This window comes from uncultured Bradyrhizobium sp. (assembly GCF_947648125.1).
Lineage (GTDB): Bacteria > Pseudomonadota > Alphaproteobacteria > Rhizobiales > Xanthobacteraceae > Bradyrhizobium.
The window spans coordinates 105232-129486 of sequence record NZ_CANSMR010000004.1 but is presented as its reverse complement, the minus strand read 5'-3'; the positions used below and the strand labels follow the sequence as shown (position 1 = coordinate 129486).

20 protein-coding genes and 2 pseudogenes are annotated in these 24255 nt (G+C 64.9%); 9 read left to right on the top strand and 13 right to left on the bottom strand.

The annotated features are described in order from the left end of the window. Positions 1-109 precede the first annotated feature (109 nt). Together Q0030_RS10050 and Q0030_RS10045 are read right to left on the bottom strand one after the other, a co-directional pair. Positions 110-2017: a propionyl-CoA synthetase gene (locus Q0030_RS10050; protein WP_298366039.1), complete on the bottom strand. Its 1908-nt coding sequence runs from the start codon at positions 2015-2017 to the stop codon at positions 110-112. Positions 2018-2142: 125 nt separating this feature from the next. Further along, complete coding sequence (locus Q0030_RS10045; protein ID WP_298366600.1) at positions 2143-2925, bottom strand: hypothetical protein; 783 nt, start codon at positions 2923-2925, stop codon at positions 2143-2145. 160 nt (positions 2926-3085) lie between these two features. On the opposite strand from Q0030_RS10045, the pseudogene Q0030_RS10040 reads away from it, so the two are divergent. Further along, a pseudogene (locus Q0030_RS10040) lies at positions 3086-4631 on the top strand (sodium:proton antiporter). A 12-nt stretch (positions 4632-4643) separates the two neighbouring features. Here the strand turns inward: Q0030_RS10040 and Q0030_RS10035 are convergent. The 4 genes from Q0030_RS10035 to Q0030_RS10020 all read right to left on the bottom strand — a co-directional run bounded on the left by Q0030_RS10035 (position 4644) and on the right by Q0030_RS10020 (position 9178). After that, positions 4644-5450 carry a glucose 1-dehydrogenase gene (locus tag Q0030_RS10035; protein WP_298366038.1) on the bottom strand — a complete coding sequence of 269 codons (807 nt, stop codon included), beginning with the start codon at positions 5448-5450 and terminating at the stop codon, positions 4644-4646. A 109-nt stretch (positions 5451-5559) separates the two neighbouring features. After that, positions 5560-5937, bottom strand: a complete 378-nt coding sequence (locus Q0030_RS10030; protein ID WP_298366036.1) for a DUF1850 domain-containing protein — start codon at positions 5935-5937, stop codon at positions 5560-5562. Continuing rightward, positions 5934-8042 carry a TRAP transporter permease gene (locus Q0030_RS10025; RefSeq protein ID WP_298366033.1) on the bottom strand — a complete coding sequence of 703 codons (2109 nt, stop codon included), beginning with the start codon at positions 8040-8042 and terminating at the stop codon, positions 5934-5936. The genes Q0030_RS10030 and Q0030_RS10025 overlap by 4 nt, the downstream gene beginning before the upstream one ends. A 188-nt stretch (positions 8043-8230) precedes the next feature. Beyond that, on the bottom strand, positions 8231-9178 hold the full coding sequence (locus Q0030_RS10020; RefSeq protein WP_298366031.1) for a TAXI family TRAP transporter solute-binding subunit: 948 nt from the start codon (positions 9176-9178) through the stop codon (positions 8231-8233). A 175-nt stretch (positions 9179-9353) separates the two neighbouring features. On the opposite strand from Q0030_RS10020, the pseudogene Q0030_RS10015 reads away from it, so the two are divergent. Together Q0030_RS10015 and Q0030_RS10010 are read left to right on the top strand one after the other, a co-directional pair. Further along, positions 9354-9953 (top strand): annotated as a pseudogene (locus Q0030_RS10015) (hypothetical protein). Between the two features lie 350 nt (positions 9954-10303). Further along, positions 10304-11518 carry an EAL domain-containing response regulator gene (locus Q0030_RS10010; RefSeq protein ID WP_298366029.1) on the top strand — a complete coding sequence of 405 codons (1215 nt, stop codon included), beginning with the start codon at positions 10304-10306 and terminating at the stop codon, positions 11516-11518. 14 nt (positions 11519-11532) lie between these two features. On the opposite strand, the gene Q0030_RS10005 is transcribed toward Q0030_RS10010, so the two are convergent. Further along, the gene (locus Q0030_RS10005) at positions 11533-12435 is read right to left on the bottom strand and encodes a CoA ester lyase (protein WP_298366026.1); all 903 of its coding nucleotides are present in this window, start codon (positions 12433-12435) and stop codon (positions 11533-11535) included. A gap of 19 nt (positions 12436-12454) precedes the next feature. Further along, entirely contained in the window at positions 12455-12934 is a 480-nt protein-coding gene (locus Q0030_RS10000; RefSeq protein ID WP_298366024.1) for a hypothetical protein, read from the bottom strand. A gap of 208 nt (positions 12935-13142) precedes the next feature. Here Q0030_RS10000 and Q0030_RS09995 point away from each other — a divergent pair, with 208 nt between their 5' ends. Further along, positions 13143-13442 carry a hypothetical protein gene (locus tag Q0030_RS09995; RefSeq protein ID WP_298366021.1) on the top strand — a complete coding sequence of 100 codons (300 nt, stop codon included), beginning with the start codon at positions 13143-13145 and terminating at the stop codon, positions 13440-13442. Between the two features lie 77 nt (positions 13443-13519). On the opposite strand, the gene Q0030_RS09990 is transcribed toward Q0030_RS09995, so the two are convergent. Continuing rightward, positions 13520-14716 (bottom strand): hypothetical protein, encoded by a 1197-nt coding sequence (locus Q0030_RS09990; protein ID WP_298366020.1) that lies wholly within the window; start codon positions 14714-14716, stop codon positions 13520-13522. Positions 14717-15101: 385 nt separating this feature from the next. Further along, a complete protein-coding gene (locus tag Q0030_RS09985) occupies positions 15102-15731 on the bottom strand; it encodes a CoA pyrophosphatase (protein ID WP_298366018.1) in 630 nt (209 codons plus the stop codon). Positions 15732-15823: 92 nt separating this feature from the next. Between Q0030_RS09985 and Q0030_RS09980 the strand changes: the two genes are divergently transcribed. The 3 genes from Q0030_RS09980 (at position 15824) to Q0030_RS09970 (ending at position 17606) form a co-directional block, all read left to right on the top strand. Further along, positions 15824-16249 (top strand): PaaI family thioesterase, encoded by a 426-nt coding sequence (locus Q0030_RS09980; protein WP_298366016.1) that lies wholly within the window; start codon positions 15824-15826, stop codon positions 16247-16249. Positions 16250-16275: 26 nt separating this feature from the next. Continuing rightward, positions 16276-17286: an aldo/keto reductase gene (locus Q0030_RS09975; RefSeq protein ID WP_298366013.1), complete on the top strand. Its 1011-nt coding sequence runs from the start codon at positions 16276-16278 to the stop codon at positions 17284-17286. Positions 17287-17405: 119 nt separating this feature from the next. Next, entirely contained in the window at positions 17406-17606 is a 201-nt protein-coding gene (locus Q0030_RS09970) for a hypothetical protein (RefSeq protein ID WP_298366011.1), read from the top strand. A gap of 102 nt (positions 17607-17708) precedes the next feature. On the opposite strand, the gene katG is transcribed toward Q0030_RS09970, so the two are convergent. Then, positions 17709-19874 carry a catalase/peroxidase HPI gene (katG, locus tag Q0030_RS09965; protein ID WP_298366008.1) on the bottom strand — a complete coding sequence of 722 codons (2166 nt, stop codon included), beginning with the start codon at positions 19872-19874 and terminating at the stop codon, positions 17709-17711. A gap of 118 nt (positions 19875-19992) precedes the next feature. Between katG and Q0030_RS09960 the strand changes: the two genes are divergently transcribed. Continuing rightward, positions 19993-20949 carry a LysR substrate-binding domain-containing protein gene (locus tag Q0030_RS09960; RefSeq protein ID WP_298366006.1) on the top strand — a complete coding sequence of 319 codons (957 nt, stop codon included), beginning with the start codon at positions 19993-19995 and terminating at the stop codon, positions 20947-20949. Positions 20950-21351: 402 nt separating this feature from the next. On the opposite strand, the gene galU is transcribed toward Q0030_RS09960, so the two are convergent. Both galU and Q0030_RS09950 read right to left on the bottom strand, forming a co-directional pair. Then, the gene (galU, locus tag Q0030_RS09955) at positions 21352-22227 is read right to left on the bottom strand and encodes a UTP--glucose-1-phosphate uridylyltransferase GalU (RefSeq protein WP_298366003.1); all 876 of its coding nucleotides are present in this window, start codon (positions 22225-22227) and stop codon (positions 21352-21354) included. A 133-nt stretch (positions 22228-22360) separates the two neighbouring features. Beyond that, positions 22361-23662 (bottom strand): NADH:flavin oxidoreductase/NADH oxidase family protein, encoded by a 1302-nt coding sequence (locus tag Q0030_RS09950; protein WP_363323439.1) that lies wholly within the window; start codon positions 23660-23662, stop codon positions 22361-22363. 93 nt (positions 23663-23755) lie between these two features. On the opposite strand from Q0030_RS09950, the gene Q0030_RS40570 reads away from it, so the two are divergent. Continuing rightward, positions 23756-24175 carry a MerR family transcriptional regulator gene (locus tag Q0030_RS40570; RefSeq protein WP_363323438.1) on the top strand — a complete coding sequence of 140 codons (420 nt, stop codon included), beginning with the start codon at positions 23756-23758 and terminating at the stop codon, positions 24173-24175. Positions 24176-24255 lie beyond the last annotated feature (80 nt).

The window sequence follows — 24255 nt, the reverse complement described above, 5'->3', positions numbered from 1 at the left end:
GGCTAGCTCACGTCAGGTGAGCACGCTGGTAAGGCTCCCTCTCCCCTTGTGGGAGAGGGTGCCGAGCAACACGCTCTCTCGGCAGCGCGCCGACAGCGCAACGAGCAAACTACGCCTTGCCCTTCAGTGCCTCGCCGATTTCGTCGAGCACCTTGGGGTCCTCGATCGTCGCCGGCATGGTCCAGGGCTCGCCGTCGGCGATCTTCTTGATGGTGCCGCGCAGGATCTTGCCGGAACGGGTCTTCGGCAACCGCGCCACCGTGATCGCGAGCTTGAACGCGGCGACCGGCCCGAGCTTCTCGCGCACCAGCGCCACGACTTCCTTCTCGACCTGATCCGGCGCCTTGGTGACGCCGGCCTTGAGCACCAGGAAGCCGCAGGGCACCTCGCCCTTGATCGCATCCTTGACGCCGAGCACGGCGCATTCGGCGACATCGGGATGCGAGGCGAGGATCTCCTCCATGCCGCCGGTGGAGAGCCGGTGACCGGCGACATTGATGATGTCGTCGGTGCGGCCCATCACCCAGACATAGCCGTCCTCATCCTTGTAGCCGGCGTCCGAGGTCTTGTAGTAGCCGGGGAATTCCGTGAGGTAGGCGTCCTTGAAGCGATCGTCCTGCTGCCACAGCGTCGGCAGGCAGGCCGGCGGCATCGGCAGCTTGATCACGATCGAGCCCATGGTGCCCGCAGGGACTGGCTTCGCGGCCTCGTCGACGATGTCGACCTGATAGCCCGGCATCGGCACCGTCGGCGAGCCGTGCTTGACCGGCAACTGGCCGAGCCCCACCGGATTGCCGGCGATGCACCAGCCGGTCTCGGTCTGCCACCAGTGATCGATGACCGGCACCTTGAGCTGCTGCTCCGCCCATTCCACCGTCGGCGGATCGGCGCGCTCACCGGCGAGAAACAGCGTGCGGAAGCGCGAGAGATCGTAGCTCCTCAGCAGCTTGCCTTCGGGGTCTTCCTTCTTGATCGCACGGAATGCGGTCGGCGCGGTGAAGAAGGCGACCGCCTTGTGCTCTGAGATCACGCGCCAGAACGCGCCGGCATCCGGCGTGCCGACCGGCTTGCCCTCATACATGATGGTGGTCGCGCCGTGGATCAGCGGGCCATAGACGATGTAGGAGTGGCCGACCACCCAGCCGATGTCGGAGCCGCACCACCAGATCTCGCCGGGCTTCACGCCGTAGAGATTGTGCATCGACCATTTCAACGCCACCAGATGCCCGCCATTGTCGCGCACCACGCCCTTCGGGATTCCGGTCGTGCCCGACGTGTAGAGGATGTACAGCGGATCGGTCGCGGCGACCGGTACGCAGGGCGCGGCCTTGCCGGCATCGAATGCGGCGCGGCGCAGCGTCGCCCAGTCATGATCGCGGCCCGCGGTGAGCTCGCAGGCCTGCTGCGGCCGTTGCAGGATGATGCAGGTCTCCGGCTTGGCGCCGGCGAGGCGGATCGCTTCGTCGAGCAGCGGCTTGTATTGCACGATGCGCCCGGGCTCGATGCCGCAGCTCGCCGAGAAAATCAGCTTCGGCTTGGCGTCGTCGATGCGGGTCGCGAGCTCCTTGGCCGCGAAGCCGCCGAACACCACGCTGTGCACCGCGCCGATCCGCGCGCAGGCGAGCATCGCGACGACGGCCTCCGGCACCATCGGCATATAGAGGATGACGCGGTCGCCCTTGGCCACGCCGAAATCCTGCATCACCGCGGCCAGCGTCTGCACCTCTTTCAGAAGCTCTGAATAGGTGAATTTGGTGATCGTGTTGGTAAGCGGCGAATCGTGGATCAGCGCGACCTGGCGGGCGCGGCCGCCGGCGACATGGCGATCCAGCGCGTTGTAGCAGGTGTTGACCGCGGCACCTGCGAACCAGCGTCCGTAGGTGCCCATGGAGGGATCGTAGATCTTCTTGGCCGGCTCGATCCAGTCGATCTCGCGCGCCGCTTCCGCCCAAAAACCCTCGGGGTCTCGAAGCGAGCGGGCATACACCTCATGATACCGGCTCTGCTGGATGTTCATCGCGTTTCTCCCTCGCGCGGTCGCGCGTCATTTGCCGACCATTGTCACGGGAAGCGGCGCCGTTTCAAGCCGAAATGACCGCGACCTTCGGCCGGGTGAAACGAAAACGTTTTCGGGACGGGGCTCTAGTACCCGTCAACCCCGTTGATCCGCTGCAGCCGCTCGCGCATCGCCTTTTGCAGGTCATAGCCCGGCTTGCCGAATTCGGCATTGCGGCGGACGATGAACTGGTCCTGATCGCGCTGCAGCTCGCGCGCCTGGTGCGGATCTTTTGCCTCGCGCACAACGCGAAAGGTCGATGCGCCGAGCTCGCGATCGAGATCGGCGAGCGCGGGATTGGCGCAGATCGCCTTCTCCACCGGCCGGCGCGCCTTGCGGCAATCGAAGCTCGGCTTGCCGGCGACCGCCATCATGGCGCCGATCCGCTCCAGCTCCAGCGACAACGATTTGTAGTTGGCCTTGGCGGCGGCGTGATCGGGGTTGAGCTTGACGGCGGCGCCGAAATCCATGATCGCCTTCGGCCGGTCGCCCTTGCGGCGCCACAACTCGCCGCGCGCATTGTGGGCGTCGGCAAGCGACGGATCGAGCCTAAGCACGGTGTCGTAATCTGCGATCGCGCGGTCGATCATCTGCTTGCGGTCAAAGGCGGCCGCGCGTGCCAGGAGCGCCTTGATTCGATCCGGCCTGGTCGCCTTCTCATTGTCGATGAGCGCGCCGCAGGCCTCGATGGTCTTGTCGTCGTCCGCCGCCGCGGCAGCGGCCATGCAGGGCCCGGCATCGGCCTGCACATCCTTGCCGGGCTCGCTGCTCGTCGCGCGCGCAACGCCTGATGTCAGCGTGCCTGACAGGCAAACGCACAGCAGCGTCAGGGCCAGATTCAGGGCCCGATTTGCAGAGCCGCGTCGCATCCCGATTGCCGACAAGACATCCCTCTCCCGCGCCCGAACCACCGGCCTCTGATGTCCGGCAGCGCGCCATTTGCCGCAAAACCACACGCTGGATTATACGTCAATTGCGACGATCGGCTGCACCTGGAGCCGTACTTGGAGCCGTATCTGGGGGTCCGCCTTGCTGACATTCGAATGGATCATCGGCCTGTTGCTCGCAGCGGTGGCGCTGTCGGCGCTGGCGCGGCGGATCAAGGTGCCCTACCCAACCTTTCTTGCGCTCGGCGGCGTGCTGCTGACCCTGCTGCCATGGGCGCCGACCTGGGCCCTGGAACCGAAACTGGCGCTGGCGTTGTTCGTCGCACCAGTGCTGCTCGATGCCGCCTACGACACCTCGCTGCGCGATCTCCGCAACAACTGGCTGCCGGTCTCGACGCTGGTCGTGGTCGCGGTTGGCGTCACGACCGCGGCGGTCGCCGTGGTCGCGCACTGGCTGCGCCCGGACATGCCCTGGCCGGTCGCAATCGCGCTCGGCGCCATCGTGGCGCCGCCGGACGCGGCCGCGGCCACCGCGATCCTGCGCCAGGTCAACCTGCCCTACCGGATCCAGAAAATCCTCGAAGGCGAAAGCCTGCTCAACGATGCCACTTCGCTGTTGATCTATCGCGTCGCGGTCGGCCTCGTCGCCGCCGAGCACATGAAGATCCGCGAATTCGTGCCGTCGATCACGGTCGCGCTGGTCGGCAGCCTCGCCGCCGGCTACCTGTTCGCGCGGGTCTGGATGATGATCACGCGCCGCATCACCGAGGCGCCGAGCGCGATCATCACGCAATTCGGCGGCACCTTCATGGTGTGGATCGTCGCCGAGCATCTCGGCCTGTCCGGCATCCTCACCATCATCGCCTATGCCATCACCATCGCCCGCACCGCGCCGGCCCGCACCTCGGCACGGCTGCGCGTGTCGTCCTATGCGGTGTGGGAGACCGTCGTGTTCGTGCTCAACGTGCTCGCCTTCATGCTGATCGGCCTGCAATTGCGCCCGATCTGGTCGGAGCTCGACGACGAGGTGCGGTGGAAATATTGCAGCTTTGCCGCCGCGATCCTCGCCGTCGTGATCCTCGCCCGCATCCTCTGGGTGATGCCCTACGGCGCCCTGCTGCGCCTGCTGAAGGCGCGCCATTGGCTGCCCGCCCATGTGGTGGAGGCCGTGCCGACCTTGAAGCGCGGCTTCATCGTGTCGTGGTGCGGCATGCGCGGTATCGTGACGCTCGCCGCCGCGTTTGCACTGCCTGAATGGTTTCCGTACCGAGACCTGATCCTGCTGACGGCGTTTTGCCGTGGTGCTGGGCTCGCTCGTGATCCAGGGCCTGACCTTGCGGCCGCTGATCCTGGCGCTCAATTTCGATGACGACGATCCGGTCGGACGCGAGGCGGCCCATGCCCGCGGCGTGGTCTTTCGCGCCGCGCTCGAGGAGATCGACGCGGACCCGTCGGAAGAGGCCGAGATCCTCCGGCTCGAATACCGCGCCGTGCTGCTGCGCGCCGAGAACGACCCGGACGGCGGCCTGACCTCACGCGAGCTGCCGTCGGATCCGATCCGCCGCCGCGCCATCGCGGCTGCGCGTCAGGCGCTGCTCAATCTGCGTCGCACCGAGACCATCGGCGACGACGCATTCCATCTGGTCGAGGAAGAGCTCGACCGCGCCGAGCTCAGCGTCGAGGCGTGATACCCTAGCTCCTCAGGCACCCGACTTCGAGGTGATGCCGCCGTCGACCACCAGCTCGATGCCGGTGACATATTTCGATTCGTCCGATGCCAGGAACAGCGCGGCATTGGCAACGTCCCAGGCGTCGCCCATGTGCCCCATCGGCACCTGCGCGTCGCGGGCGCGCCACATCGCCTCCACATCGCCCTTGGCGTAGCTCTGCGCCAGACCCGCGGAATGTTCGACCATCGGCGTCTTCATCAATCCCGGCAGGATCGCGTTGACGCGCACATGCTTGGAGGCGAACTCGACCGCGGACGAGCGCGTCATCTGGTTCATCGCGGCCTTGCTCGCATTGTAGCTGACATAGGAAATGCCGACATGGCGGATCGAGGCGATCGAGGAGATGTTGATGATCGAGCCGCCGCCCTGCTTGATCATGACCGGAATGACGTGCTTCATCGACAGATAGGCGCTCTTGAGGTTGACCGCGAAGACGCGGTCCCACTCGGCTTCCGCGACTTCCACCACGCTGCCGACCTCGGCGATGCCGACATTGTTGTCGAGCACGTCGATACGGCCATAGGTCTTCAGGCAGGCCGCAACCATCGCCTCGACCTCGCTGGCGCGCGAGACATCAGCGGTGAATGCGGCGGCCTTGCCGCCCTCGCCGGTGATGATCTTGACCGTCTCCTCGGCCGCCGCGCCGTTGCGATCGACGCAGAACACGCTGGCGCCCTCGCGCGCGAAGGTCACGGCGGTCGCCTTGCCATTGCCCGAGCCGGGCCCGATCGAGCCCGCGCCGACCACCATCGCAACCTTGCCCTTGAGCCGATCCATCACCTGTTCTCCCTTGTTGTTCTTGCAGTCTGACGTAACCCGTAGCCCGGATGAAGCGAAGCGCAATCCGGGAACACTGGCCCCGGATTACGCTGGCGCTCCATCCGGGCTACGGACTTTTACACACACTCATCGTCGTGACATTAGCACCGATCGGATGCCCGAAAATCTCCGATAGCGTCTGGCAGCGTCCCGCATGGCACAGGTGCCATTCGCCCGCCGCGCCGGAATTGCCGAGCACGACCTCGGGCCTTGGCGTGGGCGGCGGCGACCATTGAAACCAGCCGCCAATGAGGTGCGCCTCCGGCGGCGGCTCCATGCCGGCGCCGGTGCCCTTGATGCGCGCCTGCTGCAGCGTCAGCCCGGCCGGCGTGACCAGCCAGTCTTCCTGCCAGGCGATCTTCTCGATCGAATGCGTCCAGGCGAGTGTGAAGGCCGCGATCGACAGCGCCTTCACGACACCGGCGGATGCGAGGCATAGGCTCAAGCCGCCGCCACCGCGTTGCGCGGACGCTGCCGCCACTGCCACAGCACGACCGCGGCAGCGAGCGTGAAGCCCGCCGTATCCGAGAACTGGAAGTCACCGAGCAGGCAGAGCGCGGCGCCGAAGGCGACCGCGATTTCGATCAGGGTCAGTCGCGTGAACAGGAAGCCGATCGCGACGATGCCGAACAGGGCGATCGCCACCAGCGCCTTGAAGGTCGCCAGCGACACCGCGCCGTAGAAGCCGAGTTGGGCGACCATCGGATCATTGCCTTGCAGCATCAACGCCGGCGAATAGACGAAGATGAAGGGAATGACGTAGCCGGCAAGCGCGATCCGCATCGCTTCCCAGCCGATCTTGTCCGGATTCTCCTTGGCGATCGGCGCCGCCGCCAATGCCGCGAGCGCGACCGGCGGCGAGAGATCGGCCATGATGCCGTAGTAGAACGCAAACATGTGGCTTGCGATCAGCGGCACGCCGAGCTTGGCGAGCGCAGGCGCGGCGAGCGCCGCGGTGATGATGTAGGTCGGGATCGTCGGGATGCCGGTGCCGAGCAGGATCGACAGCAGCATGGTCATGATCAGCGCGAGGAACAGGCTCTTGGCGCCGAGCCCGATGATCCAGCTGCCGAAGATGGTGCCGACGCCGGTCTGCGTCATCATGCCGATGATGGTGCCGACGATGGCGCAGGCCATGCCGACGGTCAGCGCCGACTTGGCGCTATCGGCGAGCGAGTCACGGCAGGCTCGGAGCGTGGCGCGGCCACCGCGTGTGATCGCAGCGATGACCATCAGACCAACGACGACGCCGGCGACCGGAACGATCTCGAGCCCGTGGCGCGACACCGCGGCGACCACAAGCGCAAGGCCGATCCAGAAGATGTAGCGCACGACGGTGTTGGAGAAGCCGAGCGTGATGCTGGCGCCGAGGATCAGCGCAACCGTCAGCGCGAGCCCCATGCTGCCGGCGTAGAGCGGCGTGAAGCCTTCGAACAGCATGTAGACCAGCGCCGCGAGCGGCAAGACGAGATACCAGCGGGTGACCAGCGCCTTCCAGGCGCTCGGGATCTCCGAGCGCTTCATGCCGACGAGGCCATGCTTGCCGGCTTCCAGATGCACCATCCAGAACGCCGAGGCGAAATACAGGATCGCCGGAATTACGGCGGCCTTGACGATCTCCGAATAGGGAACGCCAAGCGTCTCGGCCATGATGAAGGCGACCGCGCCCATCACCGGCGGCATGATCTGGCCGCCCATCGAGGCGGTGGCCTCGACACCGGCGGCGAACGCGCGGCGATAGCCGAACCTGATCATGAGCGGGATCGTGAACTGGCCGACGGTGACGACGTTGGCGACGCCGGAGCCGGAGATCGTGCCCATCATGCCCGAGGCGAACACCGCGACCTTGGCCGGGCCGCCGCGGGTGCGGCCGAACAGGCCGAGCGAGACGTCGGTGAACAGCTGGATCATCCCGGCGCGTTCCAGGAACGAGCCGAACAGGATGAACAGGAAGATGTAGGTCGCCGAGACGTAGATCGGCACGCCGTAGAAGCCTTCGGTGCCGAACGAGAGATGGGTGACGATCTGGTCGAAATCATAGCCGCGATGGTTGAACGGCGACGGCAGATATTGTCCGAAGAACCAGTAGAGCAGACAGGCGCCGCACATCAGCGGCAGCGCCGCGCCCATCAGCCGCCGCGTGCCCTCGAAGATCAGGATCGCGAGCAGCGTACCGACCGCAAGGTCCATGTTGGTCGGATCGCCGTCGCGGGCGATCAGGTCGGCATAGAAGATCCACTGATAGAGCCCGCAGAGGAAGCCGGCGGCGCCGACGATCCAGCTCACCGCACGGCCGAAATCGGTCTTGGCGGTGAAATTGCCGATCAGGCCGAAGGTCAGCAGGATCAGGAAGCCGACATGGACGCCGCGCACCACCTGGCTCGGCAGATAATTGAAGGCCGCGACATAGAGCTGGAACACCGCGAAGGCGAGACCGATGGCATAGGCCAGATGCCCCCAGGCGCCCGGGCCAAAACCTTCGGGAAAGCCATGCTCGAAATTGTCGAATTCAACCTTGATGGGCTCTTCGCCCGCCACCTGCTGCTGCATTTGATTAGTCCCCCCGCCGTGCCCGCGACGCTTATATCCACTGAGTCCGCCCGCCGAAAGCCGCGTCAGGAACAACGCTTCCCGTCATTGCGAGCGAAGCGAAGCAATCCATCACGCCGCAAGCGGAGGAATGGATTGCTTCGTCGCCTCGCTCCTCGCAATGACCGCAAGGAGCGGACGTTCCGGCCCTACTTGATGAGGCCCTTTTCTTTGTAATAGCGGATCGCGCCGGGATGCAGCGGCACCGGGCTGCCGGTCGCGGCGGTCGCAAGCTTGATCTCCTTGCCCGCGGCGTGGGCATTGGCGAGTTCCGGCAGCGATTCGTAGACCAGCTTGGTCATCTGATAGGCGAGATCGTCCGACACCGCGCTCGAGGTGACGAGGTAGTTCACGACCGCAGCGGTCGGCACATCCTTGTCCTGACCGGTATAGGTATTGGCCGGAATGATCACGGAGACGAACGGCGGGCCGATCTTGTCGACGGTCTCCTTCGGCACGGCGACCACCGTGATCTCGCTGGAGGTCGAGAGGTCCTTCAGCGAGGCGACGCCGAGGCCGGCGGACTGCAGCGTGGCGTTGAGCTGGCGGTTCTTCATCAGGTCGACCGATTCGGCGAACGGCAGATACTCGACCTTGCCGAGATCCTTGTAGCTCATGCCGGCGGCCGCAAGGATCGCGCGCGAGTTGAGCTCGGTGCCGGACTTCGGCGCACCGACCGACAGGCTCTTGCCCTTGAGATCGGCGAGCGTCTTGATGCCGCTTTCGGCGGTGGCGACGATCTGGATGTAGTTCGGATAGATCGCGCCGATGGTGCGCAGCTTGTCGAGCTTGTTCTTGAAGCCGGCCTCGGCGTCACCTTCCCAGGCGGCCTTCAGCGAATCGCCGAGCGTGAAGGCGATCTCGCCGCGGCCCTGCTGCAGCAGCACCAGGTTCTCGACCGAGGCCTTGGTCGCCTGCACCTGGGTCTTCACATCAGGGATCTTGTCGCCGTAGATCTTCCCGATCGCGACGCCGAGCGGATAGTAGACGCCCGAGGTGCCGCCGGTGAGCACGTTAATGAACTGCTGGGCCTGTGCGACAGGCGCGGACAAAACACTGGCGGCCACGATCGCGGCAGCCATCAACCTTGAATTCATGAGTATTATTCTCCCCTAAGCCGGGCCGGAAATTGGCCGCACAGCCCCTGCCGGGTCAACCCATCCAAATGACGCATGCAGGGCCGAAACCCCCGATGGCAGCACCACTTTACCTGCGCAGGAACCCTGTGCCGGCGAGCGGGTTGAGGTGCGCAATCTCGCCGCGAGGTATCACTTGCAGCCGTCCGGGAAGCCCGTTGAGCGCGCGCTTGATGCGTTGAACTTCTTCCTCGCCGACGTGCGGGACGGGCTCGGCCCTTATCTTGCGATCTACCTCCTGACCGAACGGAGGTGGGACGAGGCCTCGATCGGGTCGGTGATGTCGATCGCCGCCATCGCCGGGAGCATGGCACGTTACATGACCGGCCATCCGGCTTTCGCGAGCTGCTGACCTGTAAGCCGCTGCAGGTCTTCGCGGTCGCGACCGTGATCTGTCATTTTGCGATGTGGCGATGCTGCCACCGGTCGGGCAGAAGCTCGCGTTCGTCAATCGCAACCTCGGGACGTCGCTGATGTCGGTCTGCATCATCGCGGCGCAACTGGTGATGGTGCCGGTCGCGATGCTGGTCGGACGCAAGGCCGACGTCTGGGACCGCAAGCCGATCTTTGTTGTGGCGGCTTCATCATCGTCCACGCCGGTTACAGCGCCGCATTTCTGTTCCTCGCGGCCGTCGCTTGTGCCGGGCTGATCGGCTACTGCGCGTTGATGCCGGAGACACTGCGAACGGCAACGACGACAGCACACACGACCGCATTGGCGCCGCAGAACGGATGATCTGATTCGCCGCTGGTGCTCGGCGGCAACCCGATCCGATGTCCGACAATGGTGCAGTTCCGCTTCTGCATCGACCCGACACCACAGTCATTAACATCGTCTCGCGATGACACACGCGCGCAACGTTTCCGGCGCCCTGCAAACTCCGACACGATTGCCCTCATGAACGTCAGATGACGCATTTGTTGCGCGTGTAACGGCGGTGAGACGCAGCGATTCCAGCGTAATTTGATTCGAATTGAGTCCTTTAAGGTTATCGAGCCAATCAATGTATGAACCAGAAATTTCCATGATTGCCGCCGCTCTTGGATGTACGAGTCAAGCCGGGGTAATTACGGGTAAGGCGGGGCATGAACCACATCAGTCACATCGGACAAACGCGAGCCGGCTGGTTCGGACATCGCAAGCTGACCCCACGCGCATGCATTGCGGACAGCAAAAAGCACCTTCGGACCTTCCTCGCAGAGGCGCTGGAAGATCTCGGCTTCATCACCAGTGAATGCAGCCAGGCTTTGGAACTCGACACCGTCCTCGACGCGGAACGGCCCGATCTTCTGGTGCTCGGCGTGTCCGTGGACGGCATCGAAGTCAGTAAAATTCTCGAGACTTTGGTGAGAAAGGACTACGGCGGCAAGGTCCTCGTCATCGGCCAGCCGGACTCGATCATCGTCAAGGCGGTCCGGCAGATCGGCGATGAGTACGGCATCGCCATGCTGCCGGCCCTCACCACCCCGTTCAGCGCCGGAACGCTTCGTGACAGTCTTGCGTCACTGATGCCGCTCGAGCCCGCACCGAGCCCGGCAGTGGATGTGCCCGAAGCGCTGAAGGCCGGCTGGCTTGAGCTGTGGTATCAGCAGAAAATTCATCTCCGGACATTGGTTCCGAGCGGTGCCGAGGCGCTGATCCGGATGCGCCATCCCGCATGGGGCGTCGTGCCGCCAGCCTACTTCATCCCCGACGAAAGCGATCCGCATTTTCATGCGCTGTCCGAGTTCGTGATCGAGCGCGCGATCGAAGACTGGCGCTATCTCCTCGAACAGATCGGACCGGTCGATCTCTCGATCAACCTGCCGATCTCGTTTCTCGCCGACGATCACGCAGTGCGCGAGCTTTGCTACCGGATTCCGGATCATGCCGCCTTCGCCGGCCTGCTGATCGAGATCGACAGCGCCGAGCTGGTCGACAATCTCGATTTGGCTATCGATGTCGCCCGGCGCGTTCGCCTGCATAATATCGGCATCTCGATCGACAATGTCGGCGCGAACTGGCCATCCCTGCTGGGATTGCCGAACTTTCCGTTCGTCCAGCTGAAGGTCGACCATCAATACGTCACCGGTTGTGCGGATCAGCGCCTGAAGCAGACGGTGTGCCGGCGTATCGTCGAGCTCGCGCACGACGCCGGCGCGCAGGTTATTGCGCAGGGAGTCGAGACGCGCGCGGACTTTCTCGCCGCGCACGAGATGGATTTCGATCAGGTCCAGGGCTACCTGTTCGGCAAGCCGATGGGCGTCAAGAAGTTCGCCCGCTCGCGCATGCACTTCTCGGAGAAACAGCCGGCGTCCTAAGGCATGGCCTTCGGTCAGGCTCGAGCGTTGTGATCGATCGCGCGTAGCGCTTCGCCGCGCGCGATCAGGCGCTTTGCGTTGGAATAGGTCGGGACTTCCAGCAGCGCGCCGTCAAGTTCGACGCGCCCAAGGCCCTGTGCCCGCGCCGCTTCGAAGGCAGCTACGATCCTGCCCGCCTGACACAACTCGTCCTCGCTCGGCGTGAGCACGCCGTTGACGATGGCGGCATGCGCGGGATCGACCAGGCTCTTTGCGGTGTAACCCAGCCGTCGCGCCCAGATCGTATCGCGTTCGACGCCTGCAGCGTCGCTCCAGGTGTAGGGACAGTCGACCGCGACGACATTGGCGGCGCGACATTCGACGATGAAGCGCTGCCGCGCGTAAGCGAGCTCCAGGCCATCGCTGCCGCGCTCGGCGCCAAGATCGGCGGCGAGATCTTCGGAAGCCATCAGGCAGCCGACGGTGCGCCGGCTCGCCACAGCGATCGCGCCGGTCTGCACCAGGCCGCGCGCGAACTCGATGTTCGGCAACAGCGACGTCGATCCCTCGGCGATGCCGTAGTCGCGCTCGAACCGTGTCACCGCCTCGTCGAGCTTGACGACATGGTGCGGCTCGGCGACCTTCGGCAGCGCGACGATATCAGGATGGCCGCGCATCACCGCGGCAAGATCGTCCATGCCGTCCTGCTCCAGCGGATTGACGCGGACCGCGACCACCCCGCCCTGGTCGCGCCAGGCCGCGTAGAGCTCGACCGCCAGCGCCCGCGCCTTCGGGCGCAGCGGCGGCGGGGTGAAGTCCTCGAGCTCGTGGATCAGCACGTCGGCGCCGCTGGCGGCTGCGCTCTGCAGGACCGCCTCGTTGGCGCCTTCGAGAAACAGCCAGGAGCGGCACAGCGGGGCCGGGCGCAGCTTGCGCATCACGCCGCCCGCACAGCCGTCACTGAAACGTCATGTCGAGGCATTTCGAGATGTCGGAGCCGAGACCGGACGAGATGGTGATGCAGCCGCGGATCTTCTGGGTGTTGGTATCACTGGCCCAGATCGCATAGCCGCCCGTTCCAAAGAACGAATTGGTGTTCGGCGGCTCGGTCTCGGTGGCGTCGAAGGTGTAATTGCCGTCGGTCTCGAAGATGCGCGGCTTCTTGGTGCAGCCACCGTCGGCCTGGACGTTGATGACCTCCTTGTTGTCCCGCGTCAGCGCCAGCGAGACCTGACAGCGGAAGTATTCAGAGGTCTTGGCGTTGAACAGATAGGCGTAGGACTTGCATGTCGCCGTGTTGAGCTTGCCGGCCGACAGGCCTCGGCTGCAGGAGATCCGCTGGTTGTTGGAGAGCTTGAACTCGTCAGCCTGCGCGACTGACGCCAGCGCCATGAACGACAGAGCGACACCGATACCGATCTTCATGACGTGGCTCATCCCGATCATCCCCAGGTAGTGTTTCCGGCAATCGAAGCGTTTGTAAACGGTAACGCGAAAATAGTCGCCAAGCTTGATGCAGGAAATCACAAAGTCGCTGGCGCGTGTGGGCGGTCGCGCCGATTGTCGTATTGACGCGCGAATGCCGTTCGTGATTTGTTCAAAAAACGTGGGGACGACGCCGTTTTTTTTCGGCCGGAGGTGGATCATGACGCATTTTTTGACCAAGACTTTTATCGCGACCGCGACCCTTGCTGCACTGACCACTTGTGCATTCGCGCAAGAGGCTGCGCCCTGGGAGCTGAAGACCGACATGGGCTACGCCTATGACAAGGACGGCAAGACCTGGGCCTACAAGATGGGGACCAACAATGCCAACACGCTGCTGAAGGGCGCCAAGAAGGTGCCGAAGGGGACGCTGTTCTTCATCGGCCACAACGGCCAGCTCTACATGCGCTCCGGGCCCTATCTCGAGGGCGACGGCAAGTTCATGTTCGGCTCGAATTAGAGCGTTTTCGAGCGACGTGGACGCCGGTTCGCGTGAAGAAACCGCGTCAAGAGAAGGGTCGAGAGCTTCGGCAGACCTCAGAACGCCGCGGCCAATTCCCTCGCGCCGGGCTTGTTGCTGTTGGAATCCATCCGCTCGTTGGTGACAGCGAGCAGCTTGGCCACGGTGTTGTGACGGATCGCGACCGGATTGCGCTCATAGCCCGAGCGCTGGAAGAAGTTCGAGGTCGGCACCTGCTCGCGCATCGCCTGCGGCATGGTCACCATGTCGAGCCCGGTGCCGTCGCCGGTCAGGTTCATCATCTCGAGTTCGGCCGCGGTCAGCGGTCTCGTGTAGCCCTTGTTGCGGGCGAAGATCACCGAGGTCAGCAGCTTGTGGGTCTGCAGCATCGGGCCAATATCGACATCGAGCACCATGGCGTGACACGCCCAGCCCTGCGGCGTGTCGGCCAGGCGCTGATGCGCCGACCAGTCGTCGGGCACGGTCAGCGTGAACGCGACCATCTTCTTCAGCACCGCGAGCTTGTGCTCCATGGCCTTGCGCGCCGGACCCTGCGTCGCGGCCACCCGCGCGGTCAGATCCCGCACGAATTCATGGCCCTGCTCGGCCAGGAGCTCGACGGTGTTGGTGGTGAGCAGCTGGTTGTAGCCCATCGCGGTGGAGATGGCGCGCTTGCCGCCATGCTCGATGCCCGCCTGCACGTCGTAATTGCCGGTGCCGCCGGTCTCGAACGAATAGACCCGCACCGCCTGCTCCGGCGTCAGCCCTGCGGCGCGCGCGTAGCGGGCATAGGCGCGCTTGAACTCCACCTCGCTCGCCGGGCGCTGCGGCGTGAACTGGAATTGTTCGGCCGCCGCCCTGACGAGATCCGAGACCACGGGGATCGTTTTGGGCGGACGCGGCGGCTTGCCGCCCTCTTCTTCCGGCGCCGGGTTGACCGGCCGCTTCGGGCCCTCATAGACCGGCGGCTGCTGCAGCACGTAATCGTCCAGCGATATCTGCACGCGGTCGCGGCGCTTGGCGTTGCGGCCACGCCGCTTGTCGGCGATCGCGCTCCAATAGGCGCTGGCGTCCTGCTCGAAGGCGTCGCGCGCCTCCTGATATTCCTGCAGCTTGCGGCGATATTCCATGATCGCCTGCGGCGAGGCCTGCGCCATCGCATTGGCGACGGACGGCGGCAACGCATCGGCCTCGCCGGCCAATACCGATGGCGCGCTGGCGGCGAGCGCGAGCGCGACAAATCCAGGAACGAGGCGAATCAATTGCGGGCGCATGGCCTCGTTGTAGCAAGCGCTGCCGCGAAGTCAGCCCGGAAATGTCCGGAGCGCAAGCGGCCGGATGCCGCGATCAGCTCCAGAATTTTCGCCACAATGCGGTGTTCTCCGATGAAAACCTTTCGCGAGGAAGGCCTTGGAGATCGCGATGAGGATGGCACTCTGGCTCGCCGCCGCCGGCGCGTTAACGCTCGCCGCACCTGCGCGCGCCGGGCGTCCGGATTGCGGATCGTTTCCGGACACGCGTTCACGGTTCTCTTGTCACGAGAATGTGTCGCGGGCGCCGCCGGAACCCGAGAGCATAACGCATCCGCCCGCTGCGCAAGGCAAGGTCATGAAGATGAACGCCCGCAAACGCCGACACAAATAGCCGCATCGTTGCGGCCTACTTCCATGCGAACACCGGCTGCTCGAGATCGGCGACGCGGGTGTTGCGACCGGCGAGCACCTCACGGAACTGATAGATCAGCGCGGCCGTCGGCGCATGGATTTGCTGGCCGCCGAGCCGGAAGCGGATCACGCGCCGCGAGCTCTCCGGGATCGTGACGAAGGTGAATGCATTGTCGGGCTCGACCGCATCGAGACCGATGCGATGGACGGAAGCAACCTCGTCCGGATTCGGCGCGAGCGCCGCATGCGCACCGGCCCAGACCACGACCGGCGTGATCAGATAGCCGGACCGCGTCGGATAATCGTCGAGCATGCCGAGCACGTCGCGTTCGGATAGCGCGAGCCCCAGCTCCTCGTGCAGTTCGCGCAGCGCGGCTTGCGGCTGGGTCTCGCCGGCATCGCAGCGCCCGCCCGGCAGCGCCCATTGCGCGCTGTGGGCGCGCAGGCGCGCGCTGCGGCGGGTCAGCAGGAAGGCCGTGCTGCTGTTGTCTTCGCCTTCGGTCAGCGCGATCGCGACCGCCGCGCGCTTCAGCGTCGGCGCCGCGTCCACTGGCGCCAGGCGCGCGAACGCGGCACAGAGCTCTGCGATATTCCGCCGGGTGGCATCGTCAAATGTGCGGGCCATTGAGCTTGACTACAACACAACAGCGATTGATGAAATGAGCGGAACGACATGCCTCCTGCGATCAATCATCTGCAAGCAAGGGATCCCTCCTCATGACGGCCAAGGCCGCGGACAAACTCAAATCCGACGGCTGGAAGATCGCCGACACCACGGGTTTCCTGACGCTGATCGGCCCGTTGTGGGAGCGGTTGAAGGACGGCGCGCTCGAGCTCGCGCTGATCACCGAGGACAAGCACCACAATCGCCGCGGCCTCGTGCAGGGCGGCGTGATCATGACCTTCGCCGACCGCGCCTGCGGCATGGCCGCGCGCTTCGTCTCGGGCAGGCCGACGCTTGCGACGGTGCAGCTCGACACCCATTTCGTCGAGGCCGGCAAGATCGGCGAGATCCTGACCACGCGGCCGCGGGTGGTGCGCTCGACCCGCAGCCTGATCTTCATCACGGCCGAGGTGACCGTCGACAAGCGCTGTGTCGCGATGGCCAACGGCGTGTTCAAGATCTTGAAGAACGAGAGCTGATCCCCGTCATTCCGGAGGAACGATCGATGCAATACCGCCAGCTCGGCCGCAGCGGCCTGAAGGTCTCGCCGATCTGCCTCGGCACCATGATGTTCGGCGGGCCGACCGATGAGGCGACCTCGTCGCGGATCGTGGCGAAGGCGCGCGAGGCCGGCATCAATTTCATTGACAGTGCCGACGCCTATAATGGCGGCAAGTCCGAGGAGGTCGTCGGACGCGCGATCTCCAACAGCCGGTCGAACTGGGTGCTCGCGACCAAGCTCGCCAACCCGATCGGCGACGATCCGAACCATGGCGGGCTGTCGCGGCGATGGGTGTTCCAGGCCGCCGACGAAAGTTTGAGGCGGCTCGGCACCGACTACATCGACGTTTACTATCTGCACAAGGAAGACCACACAACGCCGCTCGACGAGACCGTGCGCGCGATGGGCGACCTGATCCGCGCCGGCAAGGTGCGCTATTTCGGCGTCTCCAACTACCGCGCCTGGCGCGTCGCCGAGATCTGCAACATCTGCGACCGGCTCGGCATCGACCGTCCGGTCGCGAGTCAGCCCTATTACAATGCGATGAACCGGATGCCGGAGGTCGAGCATTTCCCGGCCTGCGCCTATTACGGCCTCGGCATCGTGCCCTATAGCCCGTTGGCGCGCGGCGTGCTGACCGGCAAATACGCGCCCGATGCCGCGCCGCCCGCCGACACTCGCGCCGGCCGCAACGACAAGCGCATGATGCAGACCGAGTGGCGGCCGGAATCGCTGCGGCTCGCGCAGCAGATCAAGCACCATGCCGAGAGCCGCGGCATCACCGCCGGGCAGTTCGCTGTGTCCTGGGTGTTGAACTCCTCGTTCGTCAGCGCGGTCATTGCTGGCCCGCGCACCGAAGCGCAGTGGGACGATTACATCCGCGCGCTCGATTACCGCTTCACCGCCGAGGACGAAGCCCTGATCGACCGCCTCGTCGTCGCCGGCCATCCCTCGACGCCGGGCTTCAACGATCCGGCCTATCCGATCGAGGGGCGCCGCGCGCGGACCGGATAGCGTCCAGCCTTCGGCACTCCGCTCGGCTACGCCGAAGTCACGTTTCGTAGCTTCCGAATTGCGCAAGCGTCGCGTCGGCTGCACCATCGGCGCATGGAAATGCTGATGCTGGTGCTGCAATGACGGCATCCAATGTACTGGACTGGATCGTGGCTCTGTTGGTGTGCGGGGCGAGCCTGACCGCGATCTTCGGGCCTTCGCGCGGGGCCTCACAGTGCGATGCGCCCATCGTGACGAGCAGCGCGGCGCCATCGCCAGAGGCGATTCCGACGCAGGCGGAGTTCGAGGAGATGATCCGGGACATGAAGCTGCACGACTAAGCAAGACGCGGAAAGCCTTATCTCTTCCAATGGCATCCCCCAAATGAAACAGGGCGGCGCCGAAGCGCCGCCCTGCCCTGATTGCCGTGACGTACCGGCCGCTTACTTCACGAGATCGAAGCGATCGGCGTTCATCACCTTGGCCCAGGCCGCGACGAAGTCGTTCACAAACTGCTCCTTGGCATCCGACGAGCCGTAGACCTCGGCGAACGCGCGCAGCTGCGAGTGCGAGCCGAAGATCAGGTCGACGCGGGTGCCGGTCCACTTCACCGCCTTGGTCTTGCGGTCGCGGCCCTCATAGACGCCCTGGCCGGCATCGCTCCACACCGTGCCCATATCGAGCAGGTTGAGGAAGAAGTCGTTGGTCAGCGTCCCCGGCTTGCCGGTGAAGACGCCGTGCTTCGACTTCTTGGCATTGGCGCCGAGCACGCGCAGGCCGCCGACGAGGACCGTCAATTCCGGTCCGGTCAGCCGCAGGAGCTGCGCACGGTCGACCAATGCCTCCTCGGGCTGCAGGAACTGGTGCTTGCCGCCGACATAGTTTCGGAAGCCGTCAGCCCGCGGCTCGAGCGGAGCGAACGATTCGACGTCGGTCTGGTCCTGCGTCGCATCGGTGCGGCCCGGCGTGAAGGGAACCTTCACGTTGGTGCCGCCGTCCTTTGCCGCCTTCTCGATCGCAGCCGCGCCGCCGAGCACGATGAGATCGGCCAGCGAGACCTTCTTGCCGAACTCCTTCTGGATGGCTTCGAGTTTGGCCAGCACACCCTTGAGCTGGGCCGGCTCGTTGACATCCCAGTCCTTCTGCGGAGCAAGGCGGATGCGCGCGCCGTTGGCGCCACCGCGCTTGTCGGAGCCGCGGAACGTGGAGGCCGAGGCCCACGCGGTCGATACCAGTTCGGACACCGAGAGACCCGAGGCGAGGATTTTCGCCTTGAGCGCCTCGATATCCTTGTCGTCGATCACGGCGTGATCGAGCGCCGGCACCGGATCCTGCCAGATCAGCGTCTCCTTCGGCACCAGCGGGCCGAGATAGCGCTGGATCGGGCCCATGTCGCGGTGCGTGAGCTTGAACCAGGCGCGGGCGAAGGCGTCCGCGAACTGATCCGGATGCTCATAGAACCGGCGCGAGATCTTCTCATAGGCCGGGTCATAGCGCAGCGACAGGTCGGTCGTCAGCATTGTCGGGACATGCTTCTTCGACGAATCGAACGCGTCCGGAATGACGGCGTCCGCGCCCTTTGCCTTCCACTGCTTCGCACCCGCTGGGCTCTTCGTCAGCTCCCATTCGTACTTGAACAGGTTCTCGAAGAAGTGGTTGCTCCACTTGGTCGGGGTCTGGGTCCAGGTGACCTCGGGACCGCCGGTGATCGCGTCAGCGCCGACGCCGGTGCCGAACTTGCTCTTCCAGCCGAGACCCTGTTCCTCGATCGCGCCACCTTCCGGCTCCGGACCGATCAACGACGGATCGCCCGCACCGTGGGTCTTGCCGAAGGTGTGGCCACCGGCGATCAGCGCAACCGTCTCCTCGTCGTTCATCGCCATGCGGAAGAACGTCTCGCGGATGTCCTTCGCGGCGGCGACCGGGTCCGGATTGCCGTTCGGGCCTTCCGGGTTGACGTAGATCAGGCCCATCTGCACCGCGCCGAGCGGCTCGGAGAGCTGGCGCTCGCCGCTGTAGCGCTCGTCGCCGAGCCAGGTGCCTTCCGGACCCCAGTACAGCTCTTCCGGCTCCCACACGTCGGCGCGGCCACCCGCAAAACCGAAGGTCTTGAAGCCCATCGATTCCAGCGCGACGTTGCCGGCGAGGACCATCAGGTCGGCCCAGGAGATCTTGCGGCCGTATTTCTGCTTGATCGGCCACAGCAGCCGGCGCGCCTTGTCGAGGTTGGCGTTGTCAGGCCAGCTGTTGAGCGGGGCGAAACGCTGCTGACCAGCACCGGCGCCGCCGCGGCCGTCGGTGATGCGATAGGTGCCCGCCGAGTGCCAGGCCATGCGGATCATCAGGCCGCCGTAGTGGCCGAAGTCGGCCGGCCACCATTCTTGCGATGTCGTCATCAGGGCCGTGAGGTCCTTGATCACGGCGTTGAGATCGAGCGACTTGAATTCCTTGGCGTAGTCGAAGCCCTTGCCCATTGGATCGGACAGGCTGGAATTGTGATGCAGCACCTGAACGTCGAGCGTCTCCGGCCACCAGTCGCGATTCGCGTGCCCGCGGGGCCCGCCCGTGAATGGGCATTTGCCCGCGCCGTCGTCGGTTTTTGCGTCCATGTTTCTTCTCCGAGGTGATGGATTCTGGAATGCGCTGGAGCTCTTCCAAGAACGATTCTACGCGTCCCAATCCATCAGGTGAAATTGACTTTAGTGATCGCGCCGATAAGATAATCTGATGATAAATGTCACACTCCGGCAACTGAGGTATTTCGATGCGCTGGCCCAGCACGGGCATTTCGGGCGCGCCGCGGATGCCTGCGCGGTGTCGCAGCCGGCGCTGTCGATGCAGATCCGCGAGTTGGAACGAGCGGTCGGCGGCGTGCTGATCGAACGCAATGCCCGGCAGGTCACCCTGACGACCTTCGGCGAGGACCTGCTGCATCGCGTGCGCGACATCCTGCGCTCGGTCGACGAGCTCGGCGACTTCGCGCGCGCCTCGCGCGACAAGCTCGCCGGCCGGCTACGCGTCGGAATGATCCCGACCATTGCGCCATATCTGCTGCCGCGGGTGATCGAGACCCTGGCGCGGCTGCATCCCGAGCTCGACATCCATGTCCGCGAGACGCTGACGCCGAAGCTGATCAAGGCAGTCGCCGAGGGCCGGCTCGACACCGCGATCGTGGCGCTGCCGGTGCATGAACCGTCGCTGACCGAGGTCGTGCTGTTCTCCGAGAATTTCCTACTGGTGCGGCCCGGCGAGGACGCCAAGACACCGGTACCGAGCGCCGAGATGCTGCGCGAGATGCGGCTGTTGCTGCTCGAGGAAGGCCATTGCTTCCGCGACCAGGCGCTTTCGTTCTGCAACATGCAATCGTCGTCGCCGCCGCGCGAGGTGCTGGATGCGAGCTCGCTGTCGACATTGGTGCAGATGGTCGGCGCCGGCATCGGCGTCACCCTGATCCCCGAGATGGCTGTGACGGTCGAGACGCGCTCTGCACCCGTCACGGTCTCGCGCTTCAAGAACCCGCAGCCGTCGCGCACCATCGGCATGGTCTGGCGCAAAACCAGCCCGCTCGCCGCGCAGCTGCAGCAGATCGCCGAAGTGGTGAGCCTCGCCGCCCGGGAATTGCGTGCGCCGAAGCAGGATGGTGCCAAGGACACGAAGCGTGCGGGACGGCGCAAGGTGGCGTGATCTCGACTGTGCAGTGGAGACAATGCCGTCCGTGTTTGATGCACCAGGAGCGCCACGCTTACAGCTGTCGTCCCCGCGAAAGCAGGGACCCATACTCCGCGGCGGGTGTCGTGAATGGGACTCGTCGTTCCAGCGTCGCGCAACAATGAACTTCGGTGGTTATGGGTCCCGGCCTTCGCCGGGACGACATCGTGGATGGTTCTGGCGCAATGTCATCGCCCGGCTCGACCGGGCGATCCAGTATTCCAGAGACGCCGGCGCTTGAATCGAGAAGCCGCGGCGTACTGGATCGCCCGCTTTCGCGGGCGATGACAGACGTGCGTGGGGACGTAGCTTCGCATTCCCGCGACATGAACCGTCCGAGTCTTGCTTCTCGCCGCGCGTAGCGCGAACTGGAGCCCCCTATTTCTCCAGATACTTCTTCATCTCGGCGATCAGGCCGTCGCGCAGTTCGGGGCGCTTGAGGCCGAAGGCGATGTTGGCGCGGAGGAAGCCGGGTTTGGAGCCGCAATCGTGGCGCTCGCCCTCGAACTCGACGCCGTAGAACTTCTGCGTCTTGGCAAGCCCGATCATGGCGTCGGTCAGCTGAATCTCGCCGCCGGCGCCGCGCTCCTGCGTGGCCAGGATGTTGAAGATCTCCGGCTGCAGGATATAGCGGCCGGTGATCGACAGGTTCGACGGAGCGGTGCCCTTCGGCGGCTTCTCGACCATGCCGTCGACCTCGAAGATGTTGCCGGTGCGTTTTCCAACGCCGCAAATGCCGTATTGATGGGTGAGTTCGTCCGGCACGGCTTCGACCGCGATCACGTTCGACTTCTCACCAAGCTTGTTGGCGGCGTCGATCATCTGCTTCAGGCAGCCCGGCGTATTCAGCACCAGCTCGTCCGGCAGCACCACCGCGAACGGCTCGTTGCCGACGATGTCGCGCGCGCACCACACCGCGTGGCCGAGCCCGAGCGGCGATTGCTGCCGGGTGAAGCTCATCGCGCCGGCTTCCGGCTGGTTCTGCGCCAGGATCTCCTGCTCGGTCTTCTTGCCACGTTGCGCGAGCGTGGTGTCGAGCTCGAACATGCGGTCGAAATGATCCTCGATGACGCCCTTGTTGCGGCCGGTGACGAACACGAAGTGCTCGATGCCGGCTTCACGGGCCTCATCGACCACGTACTGGATCAGGGGCTTGTCGACGATCGTCAGCATCTCCTTCGGCATCGCCTTGGTGGCGGGCAGCACGCGGGTGCCGAGACCGGCGACGGGAAATACGGCTTTGCGGATCTTCATGGGATTATCGGGAGCCTTGAAACGGGTGGGACGGCGCGAAATGCAATCGCTCCTTGGTACCCGTTTTGCAGCCGAGAACAAAGGCGGATGTGTGATGCGCACGGATCCGTCCTTTTCCGCCCATGCGTATGGTTTACCGAGGCATCCCGACGGCCCGCACATTGGCGCGCGACCGCGCTGACGTGCCGTGAGACGCGGCCGTCGCGTTGGCAGATGACGCGATCCAGCGGCGATATTTGCGAGTGAGCGACGCCGTGCGCAATTGCGCGAGAACCAATGCCTTCAGCGGCGAAACGTTCGGATTGGCCGCGCGGCCTCGGCTCAACCGCCGCAGCTGGAATTTCACGACGGCCATGGCGGCAAGCGAGGCCATCGGCTTGCTCTTCCAGCTGATGGGCGCGACTTCTGGCCGCAGATCCTCGCCGCCGCGCCACGCATTTGGCAAATCCGGCCTGACGGCAAGCGCGGTGGCGATACCTGCAATGGCGACGCCGCTGTCGAGCACCTGTTGCACGATGCCGATGCGGCGAATGCCGCCGGTGACCATGACCGGCATCCTTGCGACCCCGGCGATGTCGCGCGCGAAATCGAGGAAATAGGCCTCGCGCGCCAGCGTGCGGCCATCGCGCGCATCGCCTTGCATCGCCGGCGCCTCGTAGCTGCCACCCGACAGTTCCACCAGATCCACCGGCAATTCATTCAGCATCTCGACGACCGTCTTCGCGTCGGTTGCATCGAAGCCGCCGCGCTGGAAATCAGCCGAGTTCAGTTTGACCGCAACGGAGAAGCCCGGCGACACCGCGGCGCGGACGGCCTTGACGGTTTCGATCAAAAGACGCGCCCGATTTTGCAGCGAGCCGCCCCAGCGGTCGGTGCGCCGGTTGCTCAAGGGCGACAGGAACTGGCTGATCAGGTAACCGTGCGCGGCATGGATCTGCACGCCGGAGAAGCCGGCCTGCTCTGCGAGCTTCGTGGCCGTGACGAAGCGCGCGATCACCTCGTCGATGTCGTGCTTGGTCATTGCCTTGGGCATCGCGAACAGGTTCGAATGCTTGCCGAGATCGAGCGCCACCGCCGATGGCGCCAGGGTTGGCTGGCCCATGTTTTTCATCATCTGCCGCCCCGGATGACTGAGCTGCAGCCAGATTTGCGCGCCCTTGGCCCGGCCAATCCGCGCCCAGTTGCGGAAGGATTCAAGCGGCGTGCCGTCCTCCAGCACGACGCCGCCCGGACTGGTCATCGCGCGGCGATCGATCATGACATTGCCGGTGATGATGAGGCCGGCGCCGCCGTCGGCCCAGGCCTGATAAAGGCGCAGCAGCTCGGCCGACGGGAGGTGCCCGGCGTCGGCCATGTTCTCCTCCATCGCCGCCTTGGCGACGCGGTTGGGAACGCTGCTTCCGTTGGGCAGGTTGAGGGATTCGAACGGCGACATGAGCCAAGCTTCCTTATCGAGTTCCGTGTTGATCTGCGGGCACCCTAACCTTAAAGTAAACTTTAAGGTCAAGCAGCCCGAAGGAGCGCCGCAATGAAGATCGGGGAACTGGCTCGGGAGTCTGGCCTGGCGCCATCGCGCATCCGCTTCTATGAGCGCGAGGGCCTGATCGGGTCGATCGATCGCGGCTTGAATGGCTACCGGCAGTATTCGCGCGGAACCAGGCAGGTCCTCGAGATCATCGTGATGGCCCAGCAGGCCGGATTTTCGCTCGACGAGATCCGGAACCTGCTGCCGCCACACGGCAAGGGAGACTGGAGCCGCGACACGCTGGTGGCCGCGCTCAAGGCCAAGGTGGTCGAGGTCGCAGCCCTGCGGCATCGACTGGCTGAAACCCAGGCCGGGCTGGAAGCCGTGATCGCCCGGATCGAAGCCACGCCGCCGGGCGGCGACTGTTTTGAGAACGCCGAAGCTGTCTTGGCCGGTCTCAGGGAACAGTCCAAGGCGGATTGACGACGGCGGACAATTTGTGCCGGTCAAACCATCGCGCGCGATTTCGTCACGCCCCAAATGCTGCGCTTTGTTAAGCTATT

Excerpts from the sequence above, each read along its gene's own strand:
- Q0030_RS09990 (WP_298366020.1), bottom strand. The coding sequence starts at position 14,716 with ATGCGCCCGCAATTGATTCGCCTCGTTCCTGGATTTGTCGCGCTCGCG.
- Q0030_RS09960 (WP_298366006.1), top strand. The coding sequence starts at position 19,993 with ATGATAAATGTCACACTCCGGCAACTGAGGTATTTCGATGCGCTGGCC.
- Q0030_RS09980 (WP_298366016.1), top strand. The coding sequence starts at position 15,824 with ATGACGGCCAAGGCCGCGGACAAACTCAAATCCGACGGCTGGAAGATC.
- Q0030_RS10000 (WP_298366024.1), bottom strand. The coding sequence starts at position 12,934 with ATGAGCCACGTCATGAAGATCGGTATCGGTGTCGCTCTGTCGTTCATG.
- Q0030_RS09970 (WP_298366011.1), top strand. The coding sequence starts at position 17,406 with ATGACGGCATCCAATGTACTGGACTGGATCGTGGCTCTGTTGGTGTGC.
- katG (WP_298366008.1), bottom strand. The coding sequence starts at position 19,874 with ATGGACGCAAAAACCGACGACGGCGCGGGCAAATGCCCATTCACGGGC.
- Q0030_RS10025 (WP_298366033.1), bottom strand. The coding sequence starts at position 8,042 with ATGCAGCAGCAGGTGGCGGGCGAAGAGCCCATCAAGGTTGAATTCGAC.
- Q0030_RS10045 (WP_298366600.1), bottom strand. The coding sequence starts at position 2,925 with ATGCGACGCGGCTCTGCAAATCGGGCCCTGAATCTGGCCCTGACGCTG.
- Q0030_RS10010 (WP_298366029.1), top strand. The coding sequence starts at position 10,304 with ATGAACCACATCAGTCACATCGGACAAACGCGAGCCGGCTGGTTCGGA.
- Q0030_RS09985 (WP_298366018.1), bottom strand. The coding sequence starts at position 15,731 with ATGGCCCGCACATTTGACGATGCCACCCGGCGGAATATCGCAGAGCTC.
- Q0030_RS10035 (WP_298366038.1), bottom strand. The coding sequence starts at position 5,450 with ATGGATCGGCTCAAGGGCAAGGTTGCGATGGTGGTCGGCGCGGGCTCG.
- Q0030_RS09950 (WP_363323439.1), bottom strand. The coding sequence starts at position 23,662 with ATGTCGCCGTTCGAATCCCTCAACCTGCCCAACGGAAGCAGCGTTCCC.
- Q0030_RS09995 (WP_298366021.1), top strand. The coding sequence starts at position 13,143 with ATGACGCATTTTTTGACCAAGACTTTTATCGCGACCGCGACCCTTGCT.
- Q0030_RS10050 (WP_298366039.1), bottom strand. The coding sequence starts at position 2,017 with ATGAACATCCAGCAGAGCCGGTATCATGAGGTGTATGCCCGCTCGCTT.
- galU (WP_298366003.1), bottom strand. The coding sequence starts at position 22,227 with ATGAAGATCCGCAAAGCCGTATTTCCCGTCGCCGGTCTCGGCACCCGC.
- Q0030_RS10020 (WP_298366031.1), bottom strand. The coding sequence starts at position 9,178 with ATGAATTCAAGGTTGATGGCTGCCGCGATCGTGGCCGCCAGTGTTTTG.
- Q0030_RS40570 (WP_363323438.1), top strand. The coding sequence starts at position 23,756 with ATGAAGATCGGGGAACTGGCTCGGGAGTCTGGCCTGGCGCCATCGCGC.
- Q0030_RS10005 (WP_298366026.1), bottom strand. The coding sequence starts at position 12,435 with ATGCGCAAGCTGCGCCCGGCCCCGCTGTGCCGCTCCTGGCTGTTTCTC.
- Q0030_RS09975 (WP_298366013.1), top strand. The coding sequence starts at position 16,276 with ATGCAATACCGCCAGCTCGGCCGCAGCGGCCTGAAGGTCTCGCCGATC.